At 71.9% G+C, this 14,005-nt stretch carries 13 protein-coding genes; 9 read left to right on the top strand and 4 right to left on the bottom strand.

The annotated features are described in order from the left end of the window. Positions 1–9: 9 nt before the first annotated feature. The gene (locus tag AB0H62_RS09170; protein WP_360585130.1) at positions 10–894 is read right to left on the bottom strand and encodes a LysR substrate-binding domain-containing protein; all 885 of its coding nucleotides are present in this window, start codon (positions 892–894) and stop codon (positions 10–12) included. Between the two features lie 109 nt (positions 895–1,003). On the opposite strand from AB0H62_RS09170, the gene AB0H62_RS09165 reads away from it, so the two are divergent. Together AB0H62_RS09165 and AB0H62_RS09160 are read left to right on the top strand one after the other, a co-directional pair. Continuing rightward, on the top strand, positions 1,004–1,789 hold the full coding sequence (locus AB0H62_RS09165) for an alpha/beta hydrolase (protein ID WP_360585128.1): 786 nt from the start codon (positions 1,004–1,006) through the stop codon (positions 1,787–1,789). An 11-nt stretch (positions 1,790–1,800) separates the two neighbouring features. Continuing rightward, positions 1,801–2,610: an alpha/beta hydrolase gene (locus AB0H62_RS09160; protein WP_360585126.1), complete on the top strand. Its 810-nt coding sequence runs from the start codon at positions 1,801–1,803 to the stop codon at positions 2,608–2,610. Between the two features lie 220 nt (positions 2,611–2,830). Here the strand turns inward: AB0H62_RS09160 and AB0H62_RS09155 are convergent, their stop codons facing one another. Together AB0H62_RS09155 and AB0H62_RS09150 are read right to left on the bottom strand one after the other, a co-directional pair. Next, positions 2,831–3,715 (bottom strand): SGNH/GDSL hydrolase family protein, encoded by an 885-nt coding sequence (locus AB0H62_RS09155; protein WP_360585124.1) that lies wholly within the window; start codon positions 3,713–3,715, stop codon positions 2,831–2,833. 136 nt (positions 3,716–3,851) lie between these two features. Next, positions 3,852–4,469, bottom strand: coding sequence for a class I SAM-dependent methyltransferase (locus AB0H62_RS09150; RefSeq protein WP_360585122.1), 618 nt, complete (start codon positions 4,467–4,469; stop codon positions 3,852–3,854). A 113-nt stretch (positions 4,470–4,582) separates the two neighbouring features. Between AB0H62_RS09150 and AB0H62_RS09145 the strand changes: the two genes are divergently transcribed. The 3 genes from AB0H62_RS09145 to AB0H62_RS09135 all read left to right on the top strand — a co-directional run bounded on the left by AB0H62_RS09145 (position 4,583) and on the right by AB0H62_RS09135 (position 7,021). Further along, positions 4,583–4,879, top strand: coding sequence for a hypothetical protein (locus tag AB0H62_RS09145; protein WP_360585120.1), 297 nt, complete (start codon positions 4,583–4,585; stop codon positions 4,877–4,879). A gap of 85 nt (positions 4,880–4,964) precedes the next feature. Further along, positions 4,965–6,617 (top strand): folylpolyglutamate synthase/dihydrofolate synthase family protein, encoded by a 1,653-nt coding sequence (locus tag AB0H62_RS09140; protein WP_360585400.1) that lies wholly within the window; start codon positions 4,965–4,967, stop codon positions 6,615–6,617. Beyond that, positions 6,614–7,021, top strand: a complete 408-nt coding sequence (locus AB0H62_RS09135; protein WP_360585118.1) for a DUF4233 domain-containing protein — start codon at positions 6,614–6,616, stop codon at positions 7,019–7,021. Before AB0H62_RS09140 ends, AB0H62_RS09135 begins: the two co-directional genes overlap by 4 nt. Before the next feature lie 5 nt (positions 7,022–7,026). Here AB0H62_RS09135 and AB0H62_RS09130 read toward each other — a convergent pair whose 3' ends face one another. Further along, on the bottom strand, positions 7,027–7,560 hold the full coding sequence (locus AB0H62_RS09130; protein ID WP_360585116.1) for a barstar family protein: 534 nt from the start codon (positions 7,558–7,560) through the stop codon (positions 7,027–7,029). A 106-nt stretch (positions 7,561–7,666) separates the two neighbouring features. On the opposite strand from AB0H62_RS09130, the gene AB0H62_RS09125 reads away from it, so the two are divergent. The 4 genes from AB0H62_RS09125 (at position 7,667) to AB0H62_RS09110 (ending at position 13,980) form a co-directional block, all read left to right on the top strand. Next, positions 7,667–9,223, top strand: coding sequence for an alkaline phosphatase D family protein (locus tag AB0H62_RS09125; RefSeq protein ID WP_360585114.1), 1,557 nt, complete (start codon positions 7,667–7,669; stop codon positions 9,221–9,223). An 80-nt stretch (positions 9,224–9,303) separates the two neighbouring features. Next, a complete protein-coding gene (gene ndk, locus AB0H62_RS09120) occupies positions 9,304–9,714 on the top strand; it encodes a nucleoside-diphosphate kinase (protein WP_220242889.1) in 411 nt (136 codons plus the stop codon). Between the two features lie 78 nt (positions 9,715–9,792). Next, positions 9,793–10,509 (top strand): maleylpyruvate isomerase family mycothiol-dependent enzyme, encoded by a 717-nt coding sequence (locus AB0H62_RS09115; protein ID WP_360585112.1) that lies wholly within the window; start codon positions 9,793–9,795, stop codon positions 10,507–10,509. A gap of 111 nt (positions 10,510–10,620) precedes the next feature. Beyond that, positions 10,621–13,980: a phosphodiester glycosidase family protein gene (locus AB0H62_RS09110; RefSeq protein WP_360585110.1), complete on the top strand. Its 3,360-nt coding sequence runs from the start codon at positions 10,621–10,623 to the stop codon at positions 13,978–13,980. The last annotated feature ends 25 nt before the right edge of the window (positions 13,981–14,005 follow it).

The following is a 14,005-nucleotide window of genomic DNA, read 5'->3' as shown; positions in this document are numbered from 1 at the left end:
CTTTGCGTTTCAGCCGAGTTCGCGGCCCGCCTCGATGAGCGCCAGCACTTCCGGCCGCAGCCGGCGGCCGGCTGAGGTGGCGAGGTAGGTGGGCATCACCGGGGTCGGGTTGCGCAGAGAGCGGAAGGCGACGCCCGGTACGGGCAGCAGGTTGGCGTGGGCGCGGTAGAAGACCGTCCACTGGGGACGGCCAAGGCCGAGCGTGCCGAGGGTGTCCTGGGCGTTCGTGAACTCCTTGCCCAGCACCGGTTCGAAGCCGGCCTCGCGGCAGGACGCGAGCACCAGGTCGTGGAGCGGCCGGTTGCGTTCGGGGGAGCTCAGGCGCAGGGGCAACGGTGCGAGGTCGGCGAAGTCGACGGTGTCGCGTGAAGCCAGCGGGTGCGTGGCGGGAAGCGCGACGAGCACCTCGTCCGTCCACAAGGGAGTCAGGTCGAGGCGGTCGGCGGGCCAGTCGCCGCGGAGGAAGGCGGCGTCGAGGGCGCCCTCGCGGACTTGCCGGAGGCGGGCGGGGGTGGGGGCGTGCACGAGCTCCAGCTGGGCGTCCGGGGCGAGGCGCGTGAACGCGGAGAGGAAGCCGTCGAGACGGTCGCCGAGGCCATCGCTGGTGCCCAGCCGCACGAGGCGGGCGCGTTCGGCGCGGAAATCGGCCACGGCGTCCGCCGCGCGCTCGGCGGCGGCGAGCACGGCCCGCGCGTGCGGCAGGAACCGCTCGCCTGCCTCGGTCAACGAGACGGTGCGAGTGGTCCGCTCGAACAGCTCCGTGCCGAGTGAGCGCTCCAGCCTTCGCACCTGCTGGCTCACCGCCGGCTGCACGATGTGGAGGCGCTCGGCCGCGCGCCCGAAGTGCAGCTCCTCGGCCACGACCACGAAGTACCTCAGCTGACGCAGCTCCATCCCCGGCCCCATTCATCAGCGTTCGTGATGAGTCTACGAGCGGACTGGTCGTTGGTCGCCGCGCGCCGTCGCGGTTGGCTCGAAGGCGAACGGAAGAGAGGAAGATCCGATGGCATTCGTCGAGGTCCGGGGCACGCGGCTCTACTACGAGGACGAGGGCGACGGCCCGGCCGTACTCCTGCTGCACGGCTGGGGCACGAGCGGCCGCGTCTGGCAGTCGCAGCTGCCCGACCTGATCCGCGACCACCGCGTGGTCACGCTCGACTGGCGCGGGTGCGGGCGCTCCGACCGGCCTGCGGCCGGCAACACGATCGCCGGCAACGTGGCCGACCTCGTCGAGGTGATCACCGGGCTCGGGCTGGAAAAACCCGCTGTGGTGGGTTCGTCGATGGGCTCGGTGTTCGGCACCGAGCTCGCGCTGGCGCGGCCGGACCTCGTCGGTGGTGTCGTCGCGGTGGACGGCCCGGGGTACTGGCCGTCGGAGGGTATGCGCGACACGGTCCACGAGGTCACCGCGGCGCTGCTGGCCGACCGGCCCGGCCTCGTCGCGAGCTGGGTGCCGAACTGGTGCGCGCCCGGAGCGAGCGCGGCGCTGGTGGACTGGACGATCCGCCAGATCGTCGACTCCGCCGGCTACATCGACCCGCTCATCGGCGAGTCGGCGACGTGGGACCCGCGCCCGCGGCTGCCGGAGCTGAGCGTGCCGATCGCGTATGTCCACGGCGAGCTCGACCTCCAGATCCCGCTGGCAGTGGCGCGCACCTGCGCCGCGCTCACACCCGCCGCGAGCGTGCACGTGGTCGCCGGCTGCGGGCACCTGCCGCACCAGGAGGACCCCGTCGCGTTCACCGCGGTGCTGCGCGACGTGCTCGCGGGCCTGCGCGTGGCGGTGTGACCGTGGTTCCCGTGACCCTCACCGGCGGAACCGCCGAGGTCCACTACGCCGCGACCGGCTCCGGTCCCGGGCTCCTGCTGCTGCACGGCACGGCGGCGTCGCACGAACAGTGGGCGCCGGTGGTCGAGCTCGCGCGCGAGTCGTTCACGGTCGTCGCGCCCGATTTCTCCGGCTCCGGCGGCACCGTCGACCACGGTGGCCCGGTCTCGATCGCCGATCTCGCGGCCGAAGCGCTGGCCGCGGCGGACGACGCCGGCCTCACCACGTTCCACGTCGTCGGTCATTCGCTCGGCGCGGTGGTGGCGGCGCACCTGGCGGGCACACACCCGGCGCGCGTGCGTTCCGCCGTGCTCCACGCCGCGTGGCCGAAGACCGACACGCGGCAGGACGCCGAGTTCCGCTACTGGCTCGAGCTGCTCGACCACGGCGCCGAGGTGTTCGCGCGGATGCTGCCACTGATGGCGTTCGGGCCCGGCTACTGGGCCACGACCACGGCCGACGCCAACGACGAACTGGTGGCGCAGCTGGTGATCCAGCCCGGGACGGCGCGGCAGATCGAGGCAGACCGCGGCGTCGACCTCCAGCCGGTGCTGGGCTCGATCACGGCGCCGAACTTGGTGCTCTCCAGCGCGTACGACCGGTTGATCGAGGCGGCGCAGCAGCAGGAGCTGCTGGCCGCGATCCCGCACGCGAACCACGTCGAGCTGCCGGCCGGGCATGGTGCGCCGGGTGAGCTGCCGGGGGAGTTCGCGAAGGTGCTCCTGGACTTCGTGCGTCACGCCGAGGAGGTCCAGGCCGAGGCGGGCCGGGCCGGCACTTGACTGGGGGTGGGTGCTGGCCCGGTCCTGGCTGCGCCGGTCGTCGTCGGCGCGGGTCTCGCCTGCCGATTTTCATCTCAGTTGGTGTCGTTCGGCAAGCGAATAACCTGAGTTGGCACTCCGGTGTGACGGCTGCGAGACTCTGCGATGCCGAGGGAGGGGCGTGAGCGAGCGACGGGGGCCGGCGGGTGACCGCCGCCCCCGCTCGTTCTCGGTCAGGGAGTCAGCCGACGAGCTGCCGGTGGATGATCCCGGCGAGGCCCGCCATGCCTTCGGGCAGCGGGTGGTAGGCGGCGGCGGTGAACAGCAGGGTGTCCTGGCCGTTGATCCAGGCCGCGCCATCGGGCGCGCAGGCGTCGTGGCCGGCCGACGGAGTGAACGTGTCCACATAGGACGCGTTGCCGTCGGCTTCGACGGCGTTCTCGATCGCAGTGTCGAGGGCTTCCTCCACACTGGACAGCCAGGCGTAGTCACCGTCGGCGAAGGGCAGCACGCTCGGGCAGTAGCCCGACGCGGGTGCGATGCGCGGGTACCCGATCGCGAGCACCTTCGCGTGCGGCGACCGCACGTGGATGCCGGCCAGCACCGTCTGGATGCTCTGCTGCGTGTTCTTCAACGCGGCCTTGATGGAATCCACGCCGCCGGCCGTGAAGTGGCGCTCGCACGGGTTGCCGCTCGGGTCGGTCGAACGCAGCGCCGGGCACGTGCCGATCAGCGTGCCGAAGACGCCGGAGTCGTTGCCGCCGATGCCGAGCGTCACGAGGTCGGTGTCCAGGCGCAGCGCGGAAAACTGCGGCGCGTTCACGCCCAGCGGCACGCTTTGGGTGGCCGTCATGTTCGACGTGTCCGCGCCCGAACAGCTGACGTCGGTGTAGGTGCCCACACGCAGCGCGGACGCCAGGATCGCCGGGTAGTTCGACGAACTTCTCGCGCACCCCAGCGGATCCAGCCGCTGTGTGGGGATCAGCGGCCCGGCGGTATACGAGTCGCCCAGCGCGACGTAATGCCGGAAATGCTCCTGCCGAGGCGCGGCGTCAGCGGTGGCGGTGACTGTCGTGACGGCTGTTGCGGCCGCCAGCGCGGCGAACACGAGCCGGGTGGTACGCATGCGAAGGCCCCGTTTCTCCGAACCGAATTCACGGACTCTCCTCACGTTTAGCCAGCTCTTCGCGGGTTGCCTGCCGCCGTTCGGGTGGACGCCCCGCGGATTCACCCGCCAGTGGTGTGACGCGGCGGGAATCGGTTCAGGCCAACGGTTTCCGGTAGGTCAGGAGGTGCCGCCAGAACGGGAGCCGCCGGATCGTGCTGCCGGGGAGGCGTTGCAGGGCTTGGTGCCTGAGCTCGTTCATGGTCGGGAACGTCATTTCCACGGGTGCGTTCGGCGTCGGGTCCGGGCCGCCGTTCAGCCATTCTCCCACCGCGACGACCAGCCGCGCGGTCACGTTGACCGGCGCGAAGGCGAGCTCGACGGCGTGGTCGGCGGGGGTGCTCGGGCGGGCGAGTCCGAGGACCGCGAGGACTCCGCCGGGCTGCAGGGCGTCGCGGAGCTTCGTGACGGTGTCGAACGGCATGTGGTGGAGGGAGGCGATGCAGGAGATGAAGCCGTAGGCGTCCTGTTCGAGGTCGTCGTTCGCGATGTCGCCTTTCCTCGCGTTGACCCGTCCGGGCCCTGGCGACCCCAGCGCGGCGGCGATCCGCACCATCTCCTCGGACACGTCCACGGCGTCCACGTCGAGCCCTCGCGCCGCCAGCCGCCGCGCGAACCGCCCCTGTCCGCACCCGACGTCCAACGCCCGTTTCGCCTCTGGCGGCACGAGGCTCAGCAGCAGGGGGTGGTAGCGGTGGTTGTGGTTGAACGGCATGTCCCGACCTAACCAGCAACGCCGCCCGCCGGGGTGCTGAACGCCGGTACGCGCGCTCCCTCAACCGCAAACGGATCGCCGCCGGCACGCTGATCCGCGACGACGCCGATCGGGTGCTCGTTGTCGAGCCGTCCTACAAGGACCACTGGGAGATCCCGGGCGGCGCGTGCGAGGCCGGCGAGACGCCGTGGCGCACCGGTCCGCCTGCTCCCGATCGACGAAGCCGCCGCGCGGGTGAATCCGGGGCTGGGGCGTCGGCTGCGGGTGGCGCTGGCCGCCGCGCGGGCCGGTGCGACGGTCGTGTTCTGCGAGGGCGGGCGGCCCGTCGCGAGCTGACCCCGCCGACGGCCGAAACCCGCAGGTCACCACTACCGACACGGGCCCGACGCCCGGCAACTCACCGCACGTAGACTCGTCTGGTCAGGTGAAGCCCGTCGTCGAGGGAGCGTTTGCGTGCCGCGTGGTGAGGCGGACGGCCAGGGGCCGTTCGAGGAGATCGACGAGGCCGGCCAGGGTCGGCCCGATCTCGCGGACCCGGACAGTTTCGCCGGGGTCGACGAGCTGGGGGCCCGGGCGCACGACGAGTCCGACGACACCGACCCCGACCTGGACGCGCCGGACGCCGCGTACACCGTCGGCGGTGGTTCGCGCGGCGGGATCGGCGGCATCGGGCAGCTGGGCGACAACCTGGCGACCGGGCCGGTGCCGGACCTCCTCGGTGCCGAAGACGCGGAGCTGCACGAGCTCGACGACCAGGGTATCGACGAACCGGCCCAGAACCCCAACGGTCCCCAGGCCCGCCGTGAGCTCATGGCCGTCGAGGCGGAGTTGAACCAGCGCTGGCCCGAGACGAAGATCGAGCCGAGCCTCGCGCGGATCCAGGCGCTGGTCACGTTGCTGGGCGAGCCGAACCGCGGCTACCCCGTGCTGCACGTCGCCGGGACCAACGGCAAGGGCTCGGTCAGCCGCATGATCGACGCGCTGCTCACCCGCATGGGCCTGCGCGTCGGGCGGTACACGAGCCCGCACCTGCAGCTCGTCACGGAGCGCATAGCGCTCGACGGGCACCCGATCTCGGCCGCGCACTACGTGGACCTGTTCCGCGACGTCGCGCCGTACGTGAACATGGTCGACGCCGCGAGCGAGGACGGCGTGGCGATGAGCAAGTTCGAGGTGCTCACCGGCATGGCGTTCGCCGCGTTCTCCGACGCGCCCGTGGAGGCCGCCGTGATCGAGGCGGGCATGGGCGGCGCGTGGGACGCCACGAACGTCGCCGACGCCGACGTCGCCGTGATCACCCCCATCGGCCTCGACCACACCGAGTACCTCGGCCCGACGGCCGTCGACGCGGCGCGAGAGAAGGCCGGGATCATCAAGCCCGGCTCCGTCGCCGTGATCGCCGAGCAGGACCCCGACGTGCTCAACGTGCTGCTCAAGCGCGCGGTCGACGTCGACGCCGCGGTGGCGCGCGCGGGCAGCGAGTTCGGCGTGCTCGAGCGCGAGGTCGCCGTGGGCGGGCAGATGCTGAAACTGCAGGGCCTCGGCGGCGTGTACGACGAGATCTTCCTGCCCCTGCACGGCGCCCACCAGGCGGCCAACGCCGCGCTCGCGCTCGCGTCCGTCGAGGCGTTCTTCGGTGCGGGCCAGGAGCGTCAGCTCGTGCTCGAAGCCGTGCGCGAGGCCTTCGCCGAGGTCGAGAACCCGGGCCGGCTGGAGCGCGTGCGCGCCGCCCCGACCGTGCTGCTCGACGCGGCGCACAACCCCATGGGCGCCCAGGCGCTGGCCACCACCGTCACCGACGAGTTCGCGTTCCGCCGCCTGGTCGCGGTCGTCGCGGTGATGGCGGACAAGGACGCGCGCGGCATCCTCGACGCGCTCGAGCCCGTGGTGTCGGACATCGTGGTCACGCGCAACTCGGCCCCGCGGTCGATGGAGCTGGAAGACCTCAACGAGCTCGCCATCTCCATCTTCGGCGAGGACCGTGTGCTCGCCGAGCCCGACCTGGAGACGGCCGTCGAGACGGCCATCGGCCTCGTCGAGCAGTCCGACGACCCGGAGGAACCCCTCGCCGGCGGCGGTGTGCTGGTCACCGGCTCCGTCGTCACCGCGGGCGAGGCCCGCACCCTGTTCGGGAAGGAACCGGTATGAGCGAGACGCCCCCGCCTCCTCCCAAGGACCCGATGAAGGGCTTCCGCGGCGTCCTCTCGGGCACGCTGATCATGGAAGCCATCACGGTCGCCCTCGCCCTGCCCGTCGTCAACAAACTCGGCGGCGGCATCACCTCGGCGACAGGCTGGACGGTCATCGGTATCGCCGTGGCGCTGCTCGTGTTGTGCGGCCTGCTCAAGCACGTCTGGGCGGTGCCCGTGGTGCTGGTGTTGCAGGTCGCGCTGATCGCGATGGCGTTCGTGTTGCCGGCGATCGCGATCATCGGGGTGCTGTTCTTGGCCGCGTTCGTGTGGTTCTTGTACCTGCGCCGCGAAGTCGCGCGCCGGATGGCGGCGGGGACGTTGCCGAGTCAGCAGCAGTCTTCTTCGCAGCAGCAGCGCTGAGGCAGCTACACCCCGCGTAGGGAGTCCGGCTCCTCCGCGTCGTTCCACTCGACCGGCAGCGCTCCGACGGCGGGAAAGCTCAGCCCCGGGTCATCGGACTGCACCAGACACATCATCCGGTGACCGAACAGCAGGGCGCTGCGCGCTTGCCTGGCGAAAATGTCCAGCACCGCGTGGGCTAGATGGCGCTGCACGGCGGCGAACTTGTCGTAGTGCCGCAGGACGAGCACGAACCCGGCCGCAGCGAGGTCAGGGGCGTGGTCACCCGAGGCGATGTCGCCCATGAAGTCGTCAAGGCCGTCGAGGTTGTCGTCGTAGTACTCCGGGAAGTCCACTGCACTGGCGATGTCCCGGTGGAGGTCCGCCTCCCGCGTCCACCCGCCGGTGTCGATCTCGACGATCCGGTAGCCGTGGTCGGCCAGCCACGTGGTCGTGGTGGCCAAGACCGCGGGATCCCAGAACAGCGCGACGCACGTGTTCCGGAGCAGCCAGAAATCCAGTTCCCCGGAGAGCTCAGCGCTTGGATCGAAGGCAGCCATCCTCGCCGACCCTATCCCGTCGGGCACGCCACAGCGCTGACCCAGTTCACCACCGCGTCGCCAGGAGTTGTCCGGAGAGCCGTCGGAACCGGATAGAACGTCCGGCATGACCGAATCGACCCACTCCCGCCGCACCCTGTTCAAGGCCGGTTTCGCCGCGTCGGCCGTTGTCGGCGGGGCGTTGCTCCTGCCCGAGAGCGTGTCCGCCGCGCCGCTGGTGCGCCGCGCGCGCCCGGTGCTCACGCACGGCGTCGCGTCCGGCGATGTCACCACTGGTTCCGGCATCATCTGGTCGCGGGCCGACCGGCCGGCGCGGCTGATCGCCGAGATCGCGCGCGACGAATCCTTCCGGCACGCTCGCAGAGTCACCGGGGACATCACCACGCCCGACACCGGCGGCACCGGCAAGGTGCGCGTCGCCGGGCTGCAGCCCGGGACCGAGTACCACTACCGCGTCACGGCCGTGGACCTCGACGGCCGCACCTCCAGCGAGCCCGTCGCCGGCCGGTTCTCGACGGCGCCCGTCGGCCGCCACGACACGCGCATCCTGTGGAGCGGCGACGTCGCGGGCCAGAACTACGGCATCAACCCCGCGTTCGGCGGCATGACCATCTTCTCCGCCATGGCCGACCGCCGCCCCGACCTGTTCCTGCACAGCGGCGACACGGTCTACGCCGACGGGCCGCTCACCGAGACCGTCACACTGCCCGGCGACGGCGGCACCTGGCACAACATCGTCACGCCGGAGAAGGCAAAGGTCGCCGAGACCCTCGACGAGTACCGCGGCCAGCACTCCTACAACCGCCTCGACAAGAACTTCCTGCGCTTCGCCGCGCAGGTCCCCAGCTACGTCCAGTGGGACGACCACGAGGTGCTCAACAACTGGTATCCCGGCGAAGTCCTCAACGACCGCCCCGAATACACCGAGAAGCGCCTCGACGTCCTGGCCCCGCGCGCGTACCAGGCCTTTCACGAGTGGCACCCCATCGACAGCCGCCGGGCCGTCGACGGGCGGGTGTACCGCAGCTTCCGCTACGGCAGCCGCGTCGAGGTGTTCGTGCTCGACATGCGCACCTACCGCAACGCCAACACCGCGGACCAGACCAAGCCCGGCTACATCCTCGGCGACAAGCAGGCTCGCTGGCTCGCCGACGCGCTGGACCGCAGCACCGCGACGTGGAAGATCGTGCAGGCGGACATGCCGATCGGCCTCGTGGTCCCGGACGGCACGGCCATCGAGGCCGTCGCCAACAACCGGCCGGGCGCGCCCGGTGGTCGTGAGACGGAGCTGGCCTGGGTGCTGCGCGAGATCTCGCGTCGGCGCGTGCGCAACGTCGTGTGGCTGACCGCCGACGTCCACTACTCCGCCGCGCACCACTACTCGCCCGACCGTGCGGCCTTCAAGGACTTCGACCCGTTCTGGGAGTTCGTGTCCGGGCCGCTCAACGCCGGCGCGTTCGGGCCCAGCGCCCTCGACCCGACCTTCGGCCCGGAAGCGGTGTTCGTCCACGCGCCGACGACGCAGAACTCCTCGCCCGCGCAAGGGTTCCAGCACTTCGGCGAGCTGAACGTCGACGGCGGCAGCGGCGACCTGCGCGTCGACCTGCGCGACGCGGAAGGCAAGTCCCTGTGGTCCAAGACCCTGCACCCGCAGGGCCGCTGACCCCGCCGAAACCGGCCGCACGCGCGGATCGGCTAGGCTCGCGCCCGATAACACGAATCCGCACAAGGAGAAACACCGTCGTGACTGAACGCACGCTGGTCCTCGTCAAGCCCGATGGCGTCGCGCGCGGCCTCGTCGGCGAGGTCGTCTCGCGCATCGAGCGCAAGGGCCTGAAGCTGGCCGCCCTCGAGCTGCGCACCGTCGAGCGCTCGCTGGCCGAGGAGCACTACGCCGAGCACAAGGAACGTTCGTTCTTCGGCGACCTGCTGGAGTTCATCACGTCGGGTCCGCTCGTCGCGATCGCCGTGGAGGGGCCGCGCGCCATCGCCGCGTTCCGCCAGCTGGCCGGCGGCACCGACCCGGTCGAGAAGGCCACGCCGGGCACCCTGCGCGGCGACTTCGCGCTGGAGACCCAGTTCAACCTGGTGCACGGCTCCGACTCCCCGGAGTCGGCCGAGCGTGAGCTGAAGCTGTGGTTCCCGGACCTGTGAGCCGGGCTTGAAAGCCGGGGTGGGGCCGAGTGGCTCCGCCCCGGCTTTTCCCGTTTCCGCCAACACTTTCGAGGTGTCATGACTCTGTCCGCCGAGGACTATCTGGCGAGCCTGCGCGCGCTCACGGCCGAGTTCGCCGAGGCCGCGAACTCCGGTGAAGCGAGCGCGCCGGTGCCGGACTGCGCCGGCTGGACACGCGCCGACCTCGTGACCCACCTCGGCGGCATCCACCGCTGGGCGGCGGAGATCGTGCGCACCGGCGAGCCGCAGAAACTGTCCGCCGCGGACGAACCCGGCGACCTCGCCGCGTGGTACGCCGAGAGCGCCGCGATGCTGCTCACCGCCCTCGAAGCGGCCGACCCCGCCGAGAAGTGCTGGCACTTCGGCGGCACCCCGAAGACCAAGACGTTCTGGTTCCGCCGCCAGCTGCACGAGACGGCCGTGCACCTGATCGACCTCCACGGCTGCGCGGGCACCACACCGGTCCTCGACCCCGTCGTGGCCGCCGATGGCGTCGACGAGGTGCTCACCGCACTCCTGTCGCGCGTCACCCGCTGGCACGCCGTGCCGCCGCTGCCCGAGCCGATCACGCTGAGGGCCACCGACACCGGGCACGAGTGGACGGTCGTGCCGGGGGAGCCGCCCGCGGTGGGCGAAGGCGAGGCCGCCGCCACCGTCGAGGCGAGCGCGCAGGAGCTGCTGACGCTGCTGTGGAAGCGCGGCGAGGTCACGCCGCGCGTCACGGGCGACGAGGAGCTGGCGCGCGCCTTCCTGAAAGCGCCGCTGACCCCCTGACCGGAACCGCCCGTTCTGAGCCATTCAGGCGGCGTTCACCCTGAATCCTTCCGCCGGCCGGGCTGCTCCACTTTGCTGGGCGAAGTCACTCACTCGATACTGGGGTACCTGGTGAAGAAGTCACGCTCCGTGCTGCTTTGCGCCCTTTGCGCACTGTTCGCCACCGCCGTCACCGCGCCTGCCTACGGCGATCCGCTCGCCGCGCCACTCGGCACGCGGCCGGTTGAAGGCGCGCCCGCGGCGTCCTCGGCCCGCGAAGCGCCGGTCACGGCCGCGGCGACGACCGACGACGGCCTCGAGACCAGCAGCGCCACCTCGGCCATCGCGCCCGGCCTGCAGCTCACGCAATTCGACCGCTTCGACCCGGCCGGCTGGATCCGCGGTGACACACTGAGCGTCGACCTCACCAGCAAGGTCCTCAAGCCCACGTACCTGAGCCCTGGCACGGTTTCCGCCCGCACGCCGCTGTCGCAGCAGGTGGCGCGCACCGGCGCGGTGGCCGGCGTCAACGGCGACTTCTTCGACATCAACGCCACCGGCGCGCCCGAGGGCGTCGGCGTTTCCGACGGGCAGCTGCAGACCGCGCCGGCCGCAGGGCACAACACCACCGCCGCGATCACCGACGAGGGCCGCGCGAAGCTGGCCGACGTCTTCCTCGAAGCGTCGGTGCAGCTGCCGGACGGGCGCAGCGTGCCCGCCACGAACTTCAACAGCCCCGTGCTGGGCAAGGACGCGCTCGGCGTCTACACGCCGCTGTGGGGTGCTTCGGCGCGCGCGACTTCGGTGGCCGGCGCCGCGCGGGTGGCCGAAGTCGAGGTGCGCGACGGCGTGGTCACGCAGGTGCGTACACAGCCGGCCGACGGGCCGATTCCCGCGGGCAGCACACTGCTGCTGGGCCGGGAAACAGGCGCGGACACGCTTTCCGCGCTGAAGGCCGGCGACCGCGTCGGCGTCTCGTACGCGCCGCGCTCGGACGCCGGGAAGATCGCCGTGGCCGTCGGCGGCAACGAAGCGTTGCTGAAGGACGGCCAGCTGCAGCCGGTCGACGACACCACGCTCGCCCCGCGCACCGGCGTCGGCTTTTCCGCCGACGGCAAGCACCTGTGGCTCATGACGGTCGACGGCCGGCAGGCCGACAGCCGCGGCATGACCGAGGCCGAGCTGGGCCGGCGCCTCAAGGCCCTGGGTGCCGACGACGCCATCAACCTCGACGGCGGCGGCTCCTCCACGCTGCTCGCGCGCGGTGAGGGTGAGGCCGCGCCGAGCGTGCGCAACGCCCCGTCGGACGGCGCGGAACGGCTGGTGCCCAACGGGATCGGCATCAAGACCGGGCCCGGCAGCGGCCGGCTGACCGGCTTCGCGCCGGCTCCCGCGCAGAACACGAAGAACGCCACCCGAGTCCTTTCCGGACTGTCGCGCGTGCTCGTCGCCGACGGCCACGACGAGACCGGCGCGGCCGTCGCGGCGCACCCGCGGTGGAACACGTCGGACGCGGGCCGCGCCACCGTGACGGACAACGTGCTCACCGCCCACGCCGACCGGCAGCATCCGGAAGCGCGCGAAGACATCTCCGTGGTCGCCCGCGACGGCAAGGCTTCCGGCAAGACGACCGCGTCGGTGCTCGGCACACCGGTGCGGCTGGGCACGAGCACCGCACAGGTCGCGCTGTCCGGTGCGGGCGCGCACAGCTCGTTCCAGGTCTACGGCTACGACGCCGACGGCTACGGCACCTGGGTGGAACCGCGCGACGTGCAGCTCGACTACGACCCCGCCGTGGTGGACGTGAAGCCTGCCGCCGACGGGTTCGAGGTCACTGCGAAGGCCGCTTCGGGCGCCTCGGCGATCACGGTGCACGCGGGCGGGCTGACCGAGCACCTGGCCGCTTCGGTGGGCACCGAGCCGCAGGTGGCGTCTCCTTTGGACGGTCCCGCCGGCTGGAGTGCCAGCGTGTACCCGGCTGTGGTCGGAGCCGCGTTGTCGCCGGCCGAAGGACGTGACGGCGGGCAGGGCCTCGCGCTCGACTATCGCCTCACCGGCACCACGGCCACGCGCGCCGCGTACGTGACCGCCGCGACGCCGTTGCCCGTGCCGGCCGGGTCGCAGAAGATCGGCCTGTGGGTCGACGGCGACGGCAAGGGCGCCTGGCTGCGCGCGGAACTGCGCGACGCGGCCAACGTGGCGTCCATTGTGGACCTCTCGCTCAGCGTCGACTGGACGGGCTGGAAGTACGTCACCGCCGCCGTGCCGGCCGGGCTGCCGGACGGCCAGCGCCTCACGCGCTTCTACGCCGTGGAGAACGTGCCGGACCAGCAGTACGAGGGCCACCTCGTGTTCGACGACCTCACCTTCGAGGTCGCGCCGTCCACGTCCGTGCCCGCCGATCCGGCCGAGCACGACCCCGCCCTGGTCACCGACGGCACGCCCGGCACCGGCGGCCTGCGGATCGCGGTGCTCAGCGACGCGCAGTTCACCGCCGATGCGCCCGACGGCCCGCTGGTGGCGCAGGCGCGCCGCGCGATGCGGGAGGCCGTGGCCGCGAAACCGGACCTCGTGCTGATCAACGGCGACCTCGTCGACCGCGGCACCGCACCCGACTTCGTGCTGGCGCGCAAGGTGATCACCGAGGAGCTCGACGGCAAGGTGCCGTGGTACTACGTGCCCGGCAACCACGAAGCCGAGGGCGGCAACGGGCTCGCCAACTTCGAGGCCGTGTTCGGCGTGACCCACCAGGTCGTGGACGTGCACGGCATCCGGCTCGTGCTCATGGACTCCTCGCGCGGCTCGCTGCGCGCCGGCGGGTTCGACCAGGTGCGGATGCTGCGCGACGCGCTCGACGGCGCCGCCCGCGACCGGTCGATCCGCGGCGTCGTCGTCGCGATGCACCACCCGGTGAAGGACCCGAGCCCCACCGGCAACTCGCAGCTGGGCGACCGCAAGGAAGCCGACCTGCTGCAGACGTGGCTCACCGGCTTCGAGCAGTCCTCGGGCAAGCAGGCGGCCGCGATCGCGTCGCACGCCGGCGTGTTCAGCCTGTCGCGCACGGACGGCGTGCCGTACCTGGTCAACGGCAACTCGGGCAAGACGCCCGCGGCCGCGCCGGGTGGCGGCGGGTTCGTCGGCTGGACGCTGGTGCGCGTCGACCCGTCGGCGAAGGACCAGCCGGTGCGCTTCGAGACTCGGCCGAACGTCGACGCGCTGACGCTGTCCGGTCCCGCTTCGCTGCGGTGGGGCGCGAAGGCGCAGCTGACCGCGACGCTCAGGCAGGCCGGCCGGGCCGTGCCGGTCGCGTACCCGGTGAGCGCGGACTGGAGCGGCTTCTTCGCGCACGTCGGCGCGGGGCGTCCGGCCCCGTGGGACGTGGTGTCCTACGACACGGCGAGCGGCGTGCTGACCGCGTTGCACCCGGGTGTCGCGCGGATTTCCGTGACGGTGAACGGCGTTTCGCGGGATCTGACGGTCACCGTCCGCTGACCGATCGGGAAACCGGTCGAAAACT

It is taken from the genome of Amycolatopsis sp. NPDC050768 (assembly GCF_040654155.1).
Lineage (GTDB): Bacteria > Actinomycetota > Actinomycetes > Mycobacteriales > Pseudonocardiaceae > Amycolatopsis.
Note: the sequence above shows the minus strand (reverse complement) of the source record. Positions and strands in the feature narration are given on the sequence as shown.

Bases quoted from the DNA above. Each gene is read 5' to 3' on its own strand.
- AB0H62_RS09170 (WP_360585130.1), bottom strand. From the start codon at position 894: ATGGAGCTGCGTCAGCTGAGGTACTTCGTGGTCGTGGCCGAGGAGCTG.
- AB0H62_RS09165 (WP_360585128.1), top strand. From the start codon at position 1,004: ATGGCATTCGTCGAGGTCCGGGGCACGCGGCTCTACTACGAGGACGAG.
- AB0H62_RS09155 (WP_360585124.1), bottom strand. From the start codon at position 3,715: ATGCGTACCACCCGGCTCGTGTTCGCCGCGCTGGCGGCCGCAACAGCC.
- AB0H62_RS09150 (WP_360585122.1), bottom strand. From the start codon at position 4,469: ATGCCGTTCAACCACAACCACCGCTACCACCCCCTGCTGCTGAGCCTC.
- AB0H62_RS09135 (WP_360585118.1), top strand. From the start codon at position 6,614: ATGAGCGAGACGCCCCCGCCTCCTCCCAAGGACCCGATGAAGGGCTTC.
- AB0H62_RS09130 (WP_360585116.1), bottom strand. From the start codon at position 7,560: ATGGCTGCCTTCGATCCAAGCGCTGAGCTCTCCGGGGAACTGGATTTC.
- AB0H62_RS09125 (WP_360585114.1), top strand. From the start codon at position 7,667: ATGACCGAATCGACCCACTCCCGCCGCACCCTGTTCAAGGCCGGTTTC.
- AB0H62_RS09115 (WP_360585112.1), top strand. From the start codon at position 9,793: ATGACTCTGTCCGCCGAGGACTATCTGGCGAGCCTGCGCGCGCTCACG.